Annotated in this window: 17 protein-coding genes; 9 read left to right on the top strand and 8 right to left on the bottom strand. The window is 34.9% G+C overall.

Features of this window, described 5'->3' with window-relative positions; genetic code table 11:
- Positions 1-240: 240 nt before the first annotated feature.
- Positions 241-1839 carry a DUF4139 domain-containing protein gene (locus AC3HD6_RS15560; RefSeq protein ID WP_488897164.1) on the top strand — a complete coding sequence of 533 codons (1599 nt, stop codon included), beginning with the start codon at positions 241-243 and terminating at the stop codon, positions 1837-1839.
- An 18-nt stretch (positions 1840-1857) separates the two neighbouring features.
- The gene (locus AC3HD6_RS15555) at positions 1858-3045 is read left to right on the top strand and encodes a VWA domain-containing protein (RefSeq protein ID WP_488897163.1); all 1188 of its coding nucleotides are present in this window, start codon (positions 1858-1860) and stop codon (positions 3043-3045) included.
- Between the two features lie 191 nt (positions 3046-3236).
- Here AC3HD6_RS15555 and AC3HD6_RS15550 read toward each other — a convergent pair whose 3' ends face one another.
- Entirely contained in the window at positions 3237-4442 is a 1206-nt protein-coding gene (locus AC3HD6_RS15550; protein ID WP_488897162.1) for an NAD(P)/FAD-dependent oxidoreductase, read from the bottom strand.
- A 115-nt stretch (positions 4443-4557) separates the two neighbouring features.
- Here AC3HD6_RS15550 and AC3HD6_RS15545 point away from each other — a divergent pair, with 115 nt between their 5' ends.
- Both AC3HD6_RS15545 and AC3HD6_RS15540 read left to right on the top strand, forming a co-directional pair.
- A complete protein-coding gene (locus tag AC3HD6_RS15545) occupies positions 4558-4938 on the top strand; it encodes a SpoIIAA family protein (protein ID WP_488897161.1) in 381 nt (126 codons plus the stop codon).
- Between the two features lie 174 nt (positions 4939-5112).
- Positions 5113-5457: a mannan-binding lectin gene (locus tag AC3HD6_RS15540; protein WP_488897160.1), complete on the top strand. Its 345-nt coding sequence runs from the start codon at positions 5113-5115 to the stop codon at positions 5455-5457.
- Between the two features lie 119 nt (positions 5458-5576).
- Here AC3HD6_RS15540 and AC3HD6_RS15535 read toward each other — a convergent pair whose 3' ends face one another.
- Positions 5577-6779 carry an MFS transporter gene (locus AC3HD6_RS15535; RefSeq protein WP_488897159.1) on the bottom strand — a complete coding sequence of 401 codons (1203 nt, stop codon included), beginning with the start codon at positions 6777-6779 and terminating at the stop codon, positions 5577-5579.
- 178 nt (positions 6780-6957) lie between these two features.
- On the opposite strand from AC3HD6_RS15535, the gene AC3HD6_RS15530 reads away from it, so the two are divergent.
- Positions 6958-7863, top strand: coding sequence for an AraC family transcriptional regulator (locus AC3HD6_RS15530; RefSeq protein WP_488897158.1), 906 nt, complete (start codon positions 6958-6960; stop codon positions 7861-7863).
- 271 nt (positions 7864-8134) lie between these two features.
- Here AC3HD6_RS15530 and lipA read toward each other — a convergent pair whose 3' ends face one another.
- Positions 8135-9001, bottom strand: a complete 867-nt coding sequence (gene lipA, locus AC3HD6_RS15525; RefSeq protein ID WP_066698565.1) for a lipoyl synthase — start codon at positions 8999-9001, stop codon at positions 8135-8137.
- Positions 9002-9115: 114 nt separating this feature from the next.
- On the opposite strand from lipA, the gene AC3HD6_RS15520 reads away from it, so the two are divergent.
- Positions 9116-9745, top strand: a complete 630-nt coding sequence (locus AC3HD6_RS15520) for a hypothetical protein (protein WP_488897157.1) — start codon at positions 9116-9118, stop codon at positions 9743-9745.
- A gap of 235 nt (positions 9746-9980) precedes the next feature.
- On the opposite strand, the gene AC3HD6_RS15515 is transcribed toward AC3HD6_RS15520, so the two are convergent.
- Positions 9981-10541 carry an RNA polymerase sigma factor gene (locus tag AC3HD6_RS15515; RefSeq protein ID WP_488897156.1) on the bottom strand — a complete coding sequence of 187 codons (561 nt, stop codon included), beginning with the start codon at positions 10539-10541 and terminating at the stop codon, positions 9981-9983.
- A gap of 206 nt (positions 10542-10747) precedes the next feature.
- Here AC3HD6_RS15515 and tyrS point away from each other — a divergent pair, with 206 nt between their 5' ends.
- Positions 10748-12043 (top strand): tyrosine--tRNA ligase, encoded by a 1296-nt coding sequence (gene tyrS / locus AC3HD6_RS15510; protein WP_488897155.1) that lies wholly within the window; start codon positions 10748-10750, stop codon positions 12041-12043.
- 76 nt (positions 12044-12119) lie between these two features.
- Here tyrS and AC3HD6_RS15505 read toward each other — a convergent pair whose 3' ends face one another.
- The 4 genes from AC3HD6_RS15505 to AC3HD6_RS15490 form a co-directional block, all read right to left on the bottom strand.
- Positions 12120-13166 (bottom strand): fatty acid desaturase, encoded by a 1047-nt coding sequence (locus tag AC3HD6_RS15505; protein ID WP_488897154.1) that lies wholly within the window; start codon positions 13164-13166, stop codon positions 12120-12122.
- Positions 13167-13359: 193 nt separating this feature from the next.
- The gene (locus AC3HD6_RS15500) at positions 13360-13737 is read right to left on the bottom strand and encodes a hypothetical protein (RefSeq protein WP_488897153.1); all 378 of its coding nucleotides are present in this window, start codon (positions 13735-13737) and stop codon (positions 13360-13362) included.
- Positions 13738-13781: 44 nt separating this feature from the next.
- Positions 13782-14810, bottom strand: coding sequence for a T9SS type A sorting domain-containing protein (locus tag AC3HD6_RS15495; protein WP_488897152.1), 1029 nt, complete (start codon positions 14808-14810; stop codon positions 13782-13784).
- Between the two features lie 365 nt (positions 14811-15175).
- Positions 15176-15646: a hypothetical protein gene (locus AC3HD6_RS15490; RefSeq protein WP_488897151.1), complete on the bottom strand. Its 471-nt coding sequence runs from the start codon at positions 15644-15646 to the stop codon at positions 15176-15178.
- 396 nt (positions 15647-16042) lie between these two features.
- Between AC3HD6_RS15490 and AC3HD6_RS15485 the strand changes: the two genes are divergently transcribed.
- Together AC3HD6_RS15485 and AC3HD6_RS15480 are read left to right on the top strand one after the other, a co-directional pair.
- Positions 16043-16228, top strand: coding sequence for a hypothetical protein (locus AC3HD6_RS15485; protein WP_488897150.1), 186 nt, complete (start codon positions 16043-16045; stop codon positions 16226-16228).
- Between the two features lie 68 nt (positions 16229-16296).
- Positions 16297-16515: a hypothetical protein gene (locus tag AC3HD6_RS15480; protein ID WP_488897149.1), complete on the top strand. Its 219-nt coding sequence runs from the start codon at positions 16297-16299 to the stop codon at positions 16513-16515.
- Positions 16516-16521: the final 6 nt, after the last annotated feature.

The following is a 16521-nucleotide window of genomic DNA, read 5'->3' as shown; positions in this document are numbered from 1 at the left end:
ATGAAATTACTCAATCCTATATTTCTATGTGGTTATAAAATATCAAACCATATAGGAACATAGCCAATTGGAAAAAATAATTGTAATAAGCTTTTATAAAACCATTGATGTATTCATGGCAAAAAAGAATAAAAAACTTGTGCCCGTCTACTCACCAAGTGAAAACCTAGCTTCACCAAGTGTCCTCATTCTGGGGTTTAAATACAGGTAATTTTACTTCATAATTTAAAATAATAAACGATGAAACGCTATCTTTTAATCACCCTATTTTCAGTGGTTTTCTTCAAAGCACAGGAAATTAAAAAAGAAATTGAAGTAAAACAGGCAACGGTATTTCTTCAGGGAGCAAAAGTTTTCGGAAATACCAATGTTACTCTTCAGAAGGGACGTAATATGATAAGAATTATCAATCTTCCCAATAATCTGGATGAAAATACTTATAAAATCAATCTAGAAAAAAACACAACGCTTTTATCTATCACTCCGCAAAGTAATTTTTTGAAAGAAGACCAGCTTTCTGAAGGAGAGAAAAAGCTGGATGATGAAAGAAAAAAACTTCAAAGACAGGTAAGTCTGTTAGGAATCCAGATTAAAAATCTTACCGGAGAACAGAATATCATCAATGATAATCTAAAAGTATCTACCAATGACAAATCTACTCCTCAGGAACAGCTTATTAAACTTACTGAGTTTTACAGAAAAAGAATGCTGGAAATCGACAACCAGGTCTTTATACTCAATGAGCAGAAAAGTATACTGGATGAAAGCATTGCCAAACTTAATAAACAATCTGATGAGGAACAAACACATAAAAATACCAATCGAAAAGAATTGCTGCTTGAGATCCTTGCTGATAATGATACAAGCTTAAATCTGGGAGTCAGCTATATTGTTTCTGATGCAGGCTGGATTCCTTCTTACGATCTACGGGCTGAATCGGTAAAGAAACCTCTCGAAATGGTTTACAAAGGAAAAATTTATCAAAAGACCGGACAGGACTGGAAGAATATCAAGTTGTTTGTCTCTACTTACAGACCATCATACAATCAGAACCGCCCTGTTCTTTCGCCATTATATGTTGCAGAATATACAGCACATAATCCAATACTGGAGGTTGCTGATTACCAATCTAAAAAAGAATCTGCATTAATGAATGCTTATCAAACGAGACAGGAAATAGCTGCAAAACCAAGCCAGATTCCAATAGCTTCTGTTTCCGATAACCAGATGAATGTGATCTATGAACTGAATTATAACCAAACCATTGTAAGCCAGGAAAAAGAACAATATGTGATTCTGGATAAAAAACAAATTGATGCTGCTTACAAATACCATACAGTTCCTAAGGTAAATAACCAGGTCTTCTTAATGGCTTTTGTAAAAAACTGGCAAAACCTCAATCTCATTAATGGGGAAGCCAATATCTATTTTGAAGATAATTATATCGGAAAAACCAATATTACCAGCAATTATGTGAAGGATGAATTCCCAATCTCTCTTGGCGTGGATGAAAGAATCACGGTAAAAAGAATCAAATTGGAAGATAAAGCTTCTCAAAAACCGATGAACTCAAATAAATGGGAAACTGAAACCTACCAGATCAGCATCAGAAATAACACCAAAGAAAGTATTGAACTGGAAGTACTGGATCAGCTCCCAATCAGTGAAAATTCTAAAATATCAGTGAAAGCTATAGAAACCGGAGGCGGAAGCCTTGATGAAAAAACGGGAAGCATTCTTTGGAACAAAAATATAAGTTCCGGAGGTTCTGATAAGATCAATTTCTCTTATGAAGTTAAGTACCCGAAAGAAATGCAAATCCAATATTACAACAGATAACCTATAAAAAATAATAATATGACAACTTTAAAAATCTTAGCCATTACAGCAGCTTTTTTAAACTCCGGGGCAACAGCTCCTCTTAGCTGCTCGAAAAGTGATCAGGAAAACAGAAGCTCAACCATACAAAATGCTTCTGTACCTACAGCAAGTACAATATCAAAGGATAATAAAATCCAGGTGGCTCTTTTACTTGATACTTCCAACAGTATGGATGGATTGATTGACCAGGCAAAATCAAGACTCTGGAACATCGTGAATACATTAACCACCTTAAAGTACAACGACCAGAATCCACAAGTTGAAATTGCCCTTTATGAGTATGGAAATGACGGCCTTCGGGATGAAAACTATATCCGCCAGGTCACTCCTCTTACCCAGGACCTTGATCTGGTTTCTGAAAAATTATTTGCCCTAAGAACCAACGGCGGAAGTGAGTACTGTGGGGCTGTGATCCGCGATGCTGCTACCAATCTGAACTGGGATGGCAATGAGAAAAGTATGAAACTTATTTATATTGCAGGTAATGAACCTTTCAACCAGGGAAAGATTGACTATAAAGAAGTGATCTCAAAAGCAAAAAATAAAAATATTTATACCAATACCATTTTCTGTGGAAGCCGTGAAGAAGGAATCCGGGACTACTGGCAAAACGGTGCCACAACCGGAGGTGGAAAATACTTTAATATCGATAGTGACAAAAAGGTTATTTATATTGAAACACCTTATGATATCAGAATTTCCGAATGCAACGCCAAGTTGAATGACACCTATATATATTATGGAAACCGTGGTTCTGAATATAAGATGAAACAAATTGCCCAGGATAAAAATGCAGAAGTACAATCTGTTTCTAATCTGGTAGAAAGAACTGTTTCTAAATCTAAAAAGAATGCTTACAAAAATGAACATTGGGACCTGGTAGATAAAGCGGAAAAAGATGACCACTTTATTGCCAACATGAAAGAAAGCGAACTTCCTGATGAATTGAAAGGAAAAAGCAAAGAGGAAATTAAAAAGTCGGTGGCCATAAAATCGGCAGAACGTGAAAAAATTCAAAGAGAAATTGGAGAACTTTCTAAAAAACGTCAAACCTATATTGACGAGGAAATGAAAAAAAGAGGAAATGATGATTCTGATGATCTTGGAAAGGCTATTGAAAACTCTATACAAGAATTAGCTAAAAAGAATGGATATAGCTTGTAGCAAACGGTTTAACAAGCTGTGAAAATAAAGTACACTTAAGTTTTGAATCTTTTGATTTTCCTGCTTTAGTGTACTTATTTATATTTAGGCGATTATAAACAACATCATTGCCATTGTGAAGAAGGAAGAATCTAAGGCATGTATGAGATTCTTCCTTCGTCAGAATGACAGAGTCATATATAAAAAACGTTCTAACGTCCAAACTTAAAATATCTGGATAATAGATGTTTTTTACCCTTCATAAACAAAGAAGCCATTTCCATTCCCGTTACTGAAAAAGTAATTCCGTTTCCTCCAAAACCCAACACAAAGTAAGAATTTTTGAATTTGTGATGTTCACCGATATAAGGAAGTCCATCCTTCGTTTCTCCAAAAGTTCCTGCCCAGACAAAATCGGGATAGAAGTGATAATCCGGCTTTATTTTCTTCAAATTTTTTAAAATCTCTTTTTCTTTTTTATTGAGAATAGCGTCGCGCTTTTTAGCATTATAAAAGTCTTCATCTCCCCCGCCTATCAATAATCTGCCATCATCAGTAGTCCGCATATACAGATAAGGATCATCAGTATTCCAGACTAAAGTACTGGTGATATTTTTAAATTTATCTTTATCCACCTCAGAAACCACAGCATATGTACTTTTTAGATTAACGAAATTTTCTTTCAATAAATTTTTGCTTTCATAGCCGATACAATAGATGATTTTCTTCGCTTTAATCTGAAAACCGCTGTCAACTTTAGCTATATTAAAACCCTTATGATATTCTACTTCCACCATTTCAGTTTTATCAAATATCTTTAATCCTTTTTTTACATTATGCTTAAATAACTCATGAGCAAACTGAAAAGCGTCAATACTGCCACCTTGCTTCGATAGGATTCCACCATAAGTATTTTCAAATCCAAACTCTTTCACAACCCGATCTGAATTGAGCCACTGAACATCAAATCCTGCCTTTTTCCTGGCTTCATATTCTTTCTTTAGCCATTCAACGTCTTTTTTCTTCGAAGCAAAATACAAGGATTTTTTACGTTTAAATCCTGCATCAGAGTGTATTTTACCAGCTAGTGCTTCAATGATATCAATCGCCTCTGAACATGATTTATAACTTGCAATGGCACCTTTTTCTCCTATTTGTTTTATTAATTCATAAAGGGGAGTATCTATTTCGTATTGAAGCATTGAAGTGGTAGCAGAAGTACTTCCATTACAAAGCTCGCGCTGATCAATGAGAATAGTTTCATACCCGTCTTTTATCATTTGATGGGCAATAAGACTTCCTGTAATTCCACCACCAATAATTAAAACATCACAGTTTTCATCGGATTTTAAAGACGGATAAGTAGCGATCAGGCCATTTTTTAAAAGCCAAAAAGGTTCATTTGATTTGAGATCCATATTGATATTTTACATTAAAAATAACAATATTTATACCTTTTTTAACAATTTATGAAGAATCTATGGTTTAATTATTGTTGTGCTATTAAATTCAAACCACCATAAAATATTTACTATGATAACAATTATTCCAGAAGCCCCGGAGAATGTTGCGGCTTTCAATGCAACCGGAGAAGTGACGAAAGAAGATTTTGAAAAATTGGTAATTCCGCGTGTGAAAGAGAAAGTAGACCAATTTGGTGAGCTGAATTACTTGCTGTATTTGGATACCGATCTGGATAAGTTTACCATGGGAGCATGGCTTGAAGACCTCTTGCTTGGATTAAAAAACCTTGCAAAATGGAACCGGGCAGCCATCGTTACAGACAAAGAAGGTGTCCAGAATTTTACTGAAGTTTTCAGTGTTCTGATGCCGGGAGAGTTTAAATCTTTCCCAAAAGAAAATTTATACAATGCCCTTTATTGGTGCAAAAACGGTGATGAAGTGGAAGCTTAATCAGCCTAATACAATGATAAAAGACTGTCTTTTTGAGGCAGTCTTTTTTATATATCCCAATCAATACCAAACAGATACGTAAAAATACCTAATGATAAATTTGGTACATTCTACTGTAATTATATCCCATAATGGTGAGTACATTTGTAATGTTAACCAACAAATACTTACACCATGTCAACATTCAAAACAAACATTATTGCAGGACCACTTTGGAGCAATGACGAAGCACAAAAATTAGGACCACGCATTGCGGCCGCACACTTAGGAAAATTTACCGGACAATGGACGACCATTGTAGAAGGACAAATGAGCGTTATAGAAGTAGAATTAAATACTGAACCAATGGGCAGTACAGAATATACTTTAAACGTATTGGCAGGTCCTATCTGGAGTGATGAAGATGCTAAAGCGATCTGTCCAGCTATCTGTGCATCGTACGGCGGTACATGGAATGGACAATGGACAACAGTTGTAGAAGGCAAAATGAGCGTTTGCAGCTGTGTATTCAAATTCTAAACTGAAAAGAATAATGTATTAATTTAAAAAAGCTGTCTCAAAAGTCAGTTTCCGGACTATGGGACAGCCTTTTTTAATACTTTAAGTTTTGTACTCTCGATTCAAGAGAGTACTCTTTTTTATTTATCGCAGGAAACACATTCTGCAACAGCTTCTTCTTCATGAACTATTTGTGAACCATAGAGATACATATATCTTACACTGATGGCAAACCCAATAAAGGTCATTCCTACTCCTACCAATGAAGGATAGTTGTACGGCAATCCATATTCCAAAGGAATTCCACCAAAAAAAGCTCCCATTGCATTCGCAATATTAAAACCTGCCTGCATAAATGCGGCAGCCATCATTTCACTTTTCGGAGCGGCTTTCATCATCATAATATTAATAGGTGCTGCAATAGACATTGACAATGCACCGCACATAAAGGTCAATATGAAAGCAATATTCTGATGCTCGGAAAGTAAAAATACACCCACCAGAGAGATCATCATTAAAAAAATCAGAAGTGCACAAGTCTTTTCCGGGCCTAATTTATCTGAAATAATCCCTCCGGCAAGATTACCAACAACCATTCCGGCGCCGGCAAGAACCATGACATAAGCCATCTGACTGCTCTCCACTCCGGAAATCACTGTCATTAAAGGGGTAATATAGCTTAACCATGTGAAAAGTCCCCCAAATCCGATGGCTGTAATTGCCAGCACAAGCCATGACTGCTTCTTTTTCAGGAATTTCAGCTCTTCCAGGAAATGGGTATTTTGATTGGCCTCCGTTGCAGGGAGCCATAGCTTTAAAAATAACAGAGCAAAAACACCAATCAAAGCTACAATCGCAAAATAGAGTCTCCAATGGAAAGTATGTCCGATATAGGTTACCAGAGGAACCATTACCAGATTGGCTACAGTAAGTCCAGTGAACATCATCGATATATAAAAGGCCTCCTTCCCTTTTCCAGCCATTTTAGCCGCGACCACTGTTCCCACCCCAAAGAAAGCTCCATGAGGAAGTCCAGACATAAATCTGATGATCAACATTGTTCCATAATTGGGAGCAATAGCAGAAAGGCCGTTAAATAAAGTGAAAAGGATCATAAAAGCAATCAGAACCTTTTTAGGAGGAAATTTCACTGAATATCCGATCAGAATGGGCGCTCCAATTACTACTCCCATAGCATAGGCCGAAATCAGGTGCCCTGCCTGCGGAATCGTAATTTCAAGTGTTTTTGCGATGTCCGGTAAAAGTCCCATAACGGTAAATTCCGTAGTTCCTATTCCCAATCCGCCAATCGCAAGCGGTATTATTCGTTTATCAATCTTCATTGTATATTCTTTTCTGAATTAATATGTTAAAATTAAAAATGGTGAGCCATCTTTATTTTTGAAAGTGCAAAATTCGAAAGAAATATTGGATTTCACACCTCTTTGAATGATAAAAATTTGCTCCATATTAACCTTTTTATTTAATTTTATCTCTACAAACTATCAAATCAGAACAAAAATGAAAATTCAGAAAGAGACCATTGCGTTTGAAAAGGGAAAATCGTTCAAGATATTCGCTCCCAGTCTGAAAAACTGTTTTTTCTGGCATTATCATCCTGAAATAGAACTGGTATATGTAGAAGCATCCAATGGAATCCGGCATGTTGGGAAAAACATTTCCGGTTTTACAGACAGTGAGCTTCTGCTCATAGGGGCTAATGTACCCCATCTTAATTTCGACTATGGTATACAGACAGAATGTAAACAACTGGTCCTGCAAATGCGTGAAAACTTTCTTCAGGATATTATTCTTCCTGTTCCTGAATTTGAGAATATTAAAAATCTTTTAGAACGTTCTTATCTGGGATTATCTTTCTCTGGAGAAACCAAAAAGATTGTTGTTGAAAAACTTCAGCTCCTTAAGAATAAAAATTCCTTTGAATCCTTAATGGGATTAATTGAAATTCTGCAGATGTTGGCCCACTCCACGGAGGTACATGAGCTGAATAAGGAAGATACAAGGATCAAATGGTTTCTGAATGACAAGATCAGGATGGGAACCATCTATGATTATATTCATGAAAATCACGATAAAAAGCCCAATGTGAATGAAATTGCCCAAATGGTCAGTTTAAGTACCCCTGCTTTTTGCCGGTATTTTAAAAAGCAAACCAATATGACTTTCACAGATTTTGTCAATAATTACAGGATCAATCAGGCTAAAATATTCCTGTTAAAGGATTCTTCTGTAACAGAGGTTTGTTTTCAGGTAGGTTTTGAAAGCCTTTCCTATTTTAATAAACTGTTTAAACAGCATACGGGAGAGACCCCATCAGAATTCAAGAAAAAACATTTTAAGCCTATCGAGATCAATGGACGGATTGGTGTGATTAATAGAGAGTCTTCCTGTAATAAAGGGTTTTGATATGATCCCAAGATTTATATTTTATAAGCTTACCTGGCTGCTTTTATTTTCCCACAGATGACACGGGTTTTCACAGATGTTTGGGAATAATTTTGATATCTGAATGTTATAAACCACCCCGTCAAAAATTCTTTGAATTTTTGACACCCCTCCAGAGGAAGGGAATGATGGAGATCATCCCTTATTGATTTTGGTTAAAATATTTCGTATGTGCCGCCCTATTAACTATTATTACAAAAAAATAACCGCCCATTACTGAGCGGGCTATATTTTAGTGAATATGTTTTTCTGCGTGGTAAGAACTTCTTACAAGAGGAGAACTTTCAACATGTCTGAAACCTAAGCTTCTTGCAAAATCACCCAACTCATCAAATTCCTCAGGAGTAATAAATCTCTTTACAGGAAGGTGTTTTTTAGTTGGCTGAAGGTATTGTCCAAGCGTGATGACATCCACATTAGCATTTCTGATGTCTTCAATGGTCTGGAAAACCTCATCTTTAGTTTCCCCTAAACCAAGCATTACCCCTGTTTTGGTTCTTCTTTGCCCAGCTTCTTTTAAATATCTTAAAACCTCAAGGCTTCTTTCATATTTTGCCTGAATTCTCACTTCTCTGGTCAAACGTTTTACCGTTTCCATGTTGTGAGAGATCACTTCCGGAGCTACATCTACCAATCTGTCAATATGTTTGGTGATTCCCTGGAAGTCCGGAATTAATGTTTCCATTGTGGTTCCCGGAGAGATTCTTCTTACAGCATTTACTGTTTCTGCCCAAAGGATAGATCCCATATCTTTCAGATCATCACGGTCTACCGAAGTAAGAACGGCGTGTTTAATCTTCATTAATTTGATAGAACGGGCCACTTTTTCAGGTTCATCCCAGTTTACATCAAGCGGTTTTCCTGTTTTTACTCCACAGAATCCACAGCTTCTTGTACAGATATTTCCTAAAATCATGAACGTTGCCGTACCTTCTCCCCAGCACTCTCCCATATTCGGGCAGCTTCCGCTTTGGCAAATAGTGTTTAATTTATATTTATCAACCAAGGTTCTCAATTCCCTGTAGTTCTTTCCGGTAGGAAGTTTTACACGAATCCACTTTGGTTTTTGAACGGTAGTATCTTGAACTAAATTTTCCATTTCTAAAATTGAAGTTCAAAGTTAAGGAATTTTTAATGGAAACCATCAACCAGAGAAATTGATGAAACTTATAATTCAAAATATCATTGTACATTTAGGCTTAAAACCTATCCCATGAAAAAGTATTTTCTCCTTTTATCAATTACTGTCAGCACTTATTTTTTTGCTCAAAAACAGTTCCAGCCTGAAGGCTCTACCGTTCTTCAAACCGTAGATGGAGATTTGGATGGCGATAAAATTCCTGAAAAAGTAATTGTATATAATACCAAAGATCCGGGTGACCTTGGTGAAATCCGGGAAATTCAAATCCTGAAAAAGGTTAATGGACAATGGACGGTTCTTGAAAAATCAACCAATGCCATTCTTGATAGCGAATCCGGAGGTATCATGGGAGATCCCTATTCAGGAACCAGTATAGAAAAAGGAATTCTAATCATCAATCATTTTGGTGGCAGCAGCTGGAAATGGCAGTATACCGATAAATACAGATTCCAAAATGGGCATTTTGAGTTGATAGGCCATACTTCAAGTTCAGGAAGGCCGGGAGATTATATTCAAAATGTAGACTTTAACCTTTCTACAGGACAGATTAATTTTAAAAATGATGTTGATAATACTAAAGAATATGGCCCTTCTCAGAAAGAAACCTACATTAAAAAAGGAATAAAAATCAATCTTCAGAACAGAAATGATAAAAGTGTGAAAATCATACTTCCTAAAACAAAGCAGGAAATTTTTATATAATTAACTACAAATACTCGAACTATTTAACTCTATCTACCTATGTGGTTCAAGAAAAAATTTAAACCACATAGATACATAGATTCTATATGTGAAATTGCACACGCATCATTTTTCATCCGTGAATTCATGACATTAAAGTAGGCAGTATAAAATTTTATAGCAGATAAAAGCCCTGCGCCTTAAAACATCCTCATCGCATAAAAACTTAGCGTCCTTGCGTTTTCCAACAACATTCTCAGTTATCTTCAAACTCATTATTTTTCAAGAGCTCGGCAAGAACTTTTTTAGCACGCATCACACGAACTTTTGTATTGGCAACGGAAATTCCCAGTTCTTCGGCTATTTCCTTGATGCTTTTTTCTTCAAAAAAACGAAGCTTAATGATATCCTGATAATTGGCATCCAGAGATTCAATGGTTTTAATGATCTTCTTTTGCTCTTCTTCAGAAATCAGCAGTTCCTCAGGAGATTTTGCATATTGATTTTTTACCTCATCCAGATTTTCAACAGCGTCTTCGTTTTCACGGTTTTTTTTCCTCCAAAAATCAATTACGGTGTTTTGAGCAATCGTCAGAATCCAGGTCTTAAACTGAAAATGCGGATCGAACATATCCAATTTTGATAATACTTTGGAAAAAACATTCACTGTAATCTCATCGGTGTCATTTTCATCTTTTACTTTTTTCATCACAAAAGAGAAAACATCCACCCAAAAAACATTGATGAGTTTAGTCTGGGCCTTCTGGTCTTTATCTTTGGCCTTTTGAATGAGCAGGAATAGCTGTTCGTCGTTCATTAATAACAAATATAGATTATTTGGGTTGAAAATGCAAAGACGAACCCCATCGGTATTGAATTTTGCTTCGCAATTGAAGGGCCAGTCAGGAAAATAACCGTTTTATTTGTTATCTCAATGCTTTTTATCATTTCCCACCTTCCCCTTTCAACTTTATACTTCTGAATTTATTATCTTTGCAACTTAAAATTTTAAAGAAAAAATCAATGAATTCCTTTATAGAAGAACTGAAATGGCGTGGTCTGTTTGCTGATATGATGCCTGGAACCGATGAACAACTGAATAAAGAGGTAACTACTGCATATATTGGTTTTGATCCAACGGCCGATTCTTTACATATCGGAAGTCTTATTCAGATAAAAATTTTAGCACACTTCCAGCAGCATGGCCACAAGCCGATTGCTTTAGTAGGTGGAGCTACAGGAATGATCGGTGACCCGTCCGGAAAATCGGCAGAGAGAAACCTTTTGGATGAAGAAACGCTTTTACATTATGTAGACTGCTTAAAGAACCAGCTTTCAAGATTCCTTGATTTTGCAGGGAATGAACCGAATAAAGCGGAACTGGTCAACAACTACGATTGGATGAAGAATATTTCCTTCCTGGATTTTGCTAAAAATGTTGGAAAGAACATCACGGTAAACTACATGATGGCTAAAGATTCTGTAAAGAAAAGATTTTCTGGAGAATCTGGTGCAGACGGGATGAGTTTTACAGAATTTACTTATCAATTGATCCAGGGATATGATTTCCTTCACCTCTATCAAAACAACAATGTGAAGCTTCAGATGGGAGGTTCTGACCAGTGGGGAAATATCACTACCGGAACAGAATTAATCCGTAGAAAAGCCCAAGGAGAAGCCTTTGCATTAACAGTTCCTTTGATTACCAAAGCTGACGGATCTAAATTCGGAAAATCTGAAAGCGGAGAAAACTACTGGTTGGATAAAAAGAAAACTTCACCATACAAGTTCTACCAGTTCTGGTTGAACGCTACAGATGAAGATGCTGAAAGATTCATCAAATTCTATACGTTCCTTGGAAAAGAAGAAATTGAAGCATTAATTGAAGAACATAAAACGGCTGCCCACGAAAGAAAACTTCAGAAAAGATTAGCTGAAGAAGTAACTGTTTGGGTACACGGAAGAGAAGAATACGAAAAAGCGCTTAAAGCTTCTGAAATTCTATTCGGCCGCTCTACAGCTGAAGATTTGGTAAGCCTTGATGAAGAAACTTTCCTTGAAGTTTTTGATGGAGTTCCACAAAAAGAAGTAGCAAAAGCTGATGTTTTAGGGGTAAATATTATTGATCTTCTTTCTGAAAAATCAGGATTTCTAAAATCTAAGAGTGAAGCTCAGAGAGAAATCAAAGGAAACTCAATCTCTGTTAACAAACAAAAAGTAAATGATACTTATACAGCTAATGAAACAGATCTTATTGATGGCAAATTCTTATTGCTTCAAAAAGGGAAAAAAAGCTATTTCATTGTAAAAGTTATTTAACTTTTAATACCTTATAAAACCGGCGCTGGGATTCATTTCAGCGCCGGTTTTATATTTTGAAAACTCAATTCTTACTCTATTTTGAATATTCCCGAAAGCGGTTGGCTCTTCTGAAAGTTCCCAGATCATTAAAACGGACCCCATATTTTTTCAATACTTCCTGTGCCTGTTTTCTTCCGATATGACGGACATAAAATGTCTCGTTGACTACAAAATGATGAATGCTGTGTGTCCATCCGAAAAAGAAGCAAAACACCTGCATAGGAAAAGTCCACCACACATTAAGTATCTGTGTCTGTTCTATAACATTCCCCTCTTCCACATCACCAAAATAATGCATATTAGAAGTGATAAAATGTAAACAAAACTGACGAAGCAAATTGGGAAGAAAAATCGTATAAATAATCACCTGTAAGCTGCTTAATGTATTTTCAATATAAGAAGGGAAACTGAAGTCTGTCTTCATCTTTACATTGATCCAGTGCAATAGTAAATCTGCAAAAAAGAGATACAATATCACATGAGCAAATATGGTCAGGGGAATCAAACCCAGAAATGTAATCAGTTTCAAGGTGGAAGAGGTTTCATCTTTAAGGTTTCCGTTCTTTACCTCCGCGTCCATATCCTTAAACATTTGCTGAAGACGCAAAAGTCCGCCTAAAACAATATCTGCAGTCGTTAATAATCGTTTAAACGACCAACGTTCACCATTTGTCACTCCACGTTCTTCCACATCGTGTAATGTTCCTGAAAATTTATGGTGATGGTAATGCAAAGTACGCCTGATCCAGGGATTGATTGTCAAAGGACGTAAAACCCAGACACTCAAAAGCATAAAATGATGTACGGATTTTTGTTTTTTAAAATAAAGCCAATGAATAAGATCATGTTCAATCTCGTGAAGAACTCCCATAAAAAAGGCATTCATAATGATCATCAACCAAGTTGGAATAAGAGCTTTATACCAACCTACAGATGCAGCAATAATGGCAATAATTGAAAGTAAAAATATAGAAAACCCAATGCTGTTCTGTCTCTTCAATAGAGGATATTGTTCTTTAAGCTCCTGATAGGATTGATTAATTTCTTTCCTTATCTGTCTCGATTTCTCCTGATGTTTCACTATTTGGTGATTTTGTAATCAAAAATAGCAATTTCCAAGACAAACGTAAACATAAATCATTATTTTTTCTAAACCAATATAAAAAAGGGACTGCCAGAGAAATAAGCAGCCCCTATCCAATATTTCGAAAAAGTTACTTTAATGATGGAAGTAAATATTAATGGCAGTATATTTTTTCGATTTAATTATCTGATCAACTTTCCAGTTCGTTTTTCACTTCTTCAGCGATTTTTTTCATGCTTAAAAAGCCTGTTCCCATTTTAATGAAGGTAATAGTCACTTTAATGGCCCCTCCTGTCTCTACAGCAGTAGCATCTGCAACAAAATAATCAGCTTTAGACATTGTAGTTCTGACTGCATTGAGAGAATTTTTCTGTACCCCGTTGGCTGATACAAACTTTTTTTTCAACAAAACATTTTTTACAGCTGTTAGAGCATCTTCTTTATTTTTTTGTTTCATGATAATTTCAATCACGACCGGGTCTTTAAAGGGGGAAAAAGAATAGTTTGAAAAGGCTAACCCCGAAATCATCAGGAAGAATAAGCCAAACACAAAAATTGGATTTTTCATACTTTATTTTTTTATATTTTATGAATATCTGATATGACTTATCTTTATTTAATCTGTATAATTTCGGTAAAGGTATTTTTATCCGTTTCTATTTTTACAATATAATTTCCTTCTGCATAATTCTGTAGATTAATACTGTATTTTCCTCCAAGCGAAATAAATGAGCTTTTATCTTCAGCAAAAATCTGTTTTCCAGTCATATCATAAATAGTAACTGATTTTATTTTATAATCCCCCCCCTGATCAATCCAAAGTTTCCCATCTTTTACAGGATTAGGATATACCATTAAAGATTTTTTTAATTTACTTTCCTCAGTAGCTAAAACATTATTGTTGGTATATTGAAAAATTGAAGGTAACGCTTGCGGGACTGGTAATAGTAGATTAGCTACTGAAAATGCTGCTATCAGTTCTCTGTTATTTTTATACCATGCGTAAGCTGTTATCTGTGTGGTGGTAGAAGCAGATCCAGCTACGCTTACAGTGACCGTACTTTCTTTTTTTATTCTCAAAACATTGGTATAGGTACCAGCCGGAGTTTTCAAAGTTCCATATCCGTCTGCAGTAATCATACTATTAGTATCAGTAATTACATTATTGACTGTGGATGAAGAACTATCTGTAAAGGACTGCAAATAAGTGGTTGGGAATTTCAATTCAATCGAAGTATCTGTATAGGTAACTGTAATATCATTAGCGATGTTCCTTGATCCTAATGTTTCAAATTGTGTACTGGTCAATTTGAATAAATTTTTAGTATCATTTTGAGTGCCATTACTCTCCAGATTGACGGCATACATATTTGCTGTTGGAAATGATGCACATTCGGGTACAGATGAAGAACAATTTCCATAAAGTACTCTCACCCCACCTATTGTCCCTTGTATGTTAGAAAAGTCCCAGGTTACATTGGCCCCTCCATTACCTGGATTATAAACTCCCTGATTAAAACTAACTGTTGTATACTGAAAGGTACCCTTAATAATATCTGCACTTGTCATTACAGGTTGTGCATTCATTGGTATGCTAAAAAGAATACAAATGATGTTAAAAAGTAAGTATTTTGTTTTCATATTAATTGTTTTTGTTATAAATCCACAGACACATTCTGAAATCAGTATTCAATAATAAAAACCTATTGCTTATCCAGGAAAAAACTAAGAAAATGGAGAAAGTATATTCACGTTTGTTTAAACTTACAAAATGAGCACCTATAGAATAAAATTTAATTGGAAAATAACAGGCTCAGATTTTTTTCAATCACAAAATTCTGATAATTAACACTTTAAAATTTAACGAAGAATTGAAATATTTTGCATTGACAAGAAGTTTAAGCAGAATGATATATAACAAACAACCGATCAGAATATATCTGTGGAGTTACCAGATAATTTTTAAAGTTTTTAAAATAATTTTTTCATTTGTTTTTTTACCTTCATTACTTCATATTGATTTCAATCAGTCCCTCATCAATTCCCTGTATATTTTTATCTGTAAAAATATCTTTTGCTTTTGACTGAATATTATCAAGCAATTTTGATGTACTGCCAGTATGCATAACAGTAATACTAGATGAGGCTGAGTTGTATTTCATATTGGAATTGGTTACTCCTTTTGACTCTGTTATAATATTATTTAGCTTTTTAAGGTTAATAAGATCTATTTTAGAGATTTTTATCACTGTTTTAGAAGAACCTTCTGATGCTTTATCTTCAGCCTGCTTATTTTTATTCTTTTTACCAAACAATGAAGTTATTTTCCCTCCGGTTTTAGAAGCTCTATCAGCTGTATTAGCAGCATTATCTGCCTTATTTACCATATTGTCTATTTTATCTAAAAAGCTTTGCGCTTTTATCATTGAGATGCTGCTTACTGAGAGAGCAATACTCAGGAATATTATTTTTTTCATAACTGTTTTTTTAAGATTCATAGAAAATTCTTATTAATTATTTTACAGTACAAATTTTGTTTAATTCACCTTTTCAAAAAACAGTACTACTCAATTTTTTATAAAAAGACATAGAACTTTTTATAAAAAATCAATCCTTCAAAACACAATAAACAACTGTTTTACAAGTAAATACAAAAACAAAAACAGATTCCAAGTATTGTACTACAATATGACAATATTGAAACCCATTAATTTTTAACTTTGTATTATTCAGCTGATTGGCGGCAGTCTAATATGAAGAATCATTATTAAAGAATCAAATAAACCATATTAAGAAAGCTACCCGAAAAAAAGTGATCAGCGGTATCATGGCAAAAAAAACAAGATTTTAAAATAATTCAAAAATGCAATCCTATGAAAACACAAGCAAAACTTACTTTAAAAAAATTATCAAGAAAGACACTTTCAGTAATAGTTGGAGGAGAAGCCGCCAATTGTAATGGCAGCAACATCCCAAATAATGAAAACGGAGATGGTGGGACAAACAATGGAAACGGATGCGGAAGTATTATTGGTCTTCCTAATTCTGCTAATGAATAACTAACAAAATTATTATCCTTATTTATTTCTGAATCTAAAGGATATTCCTTAAAACAAACTAGAAAATAATGAAAACACAAACAAAATTTAATTTAAAAAAATTAGCGAGAAAGGCACTGGTAAAAATAACTGCCGGAAATACGAGCATCAATGATAATGGATCTATTGGAGGCGGAACAAATAACGGAGGCGGATCAGGAAATGTGATTAGCCCTTGTTTAGTTCAAATTTCAAAATGCCTTACTTACAACAAATGTAAGGATCTATATATTAGCCATTGTGAATAAAAATTT

Source organism: Chryseobacterium sp. II3a (assembly GCF_057815135.1).
This window is presented reverse-complemented; position numbering and strand designations above follow the sequence as displayed.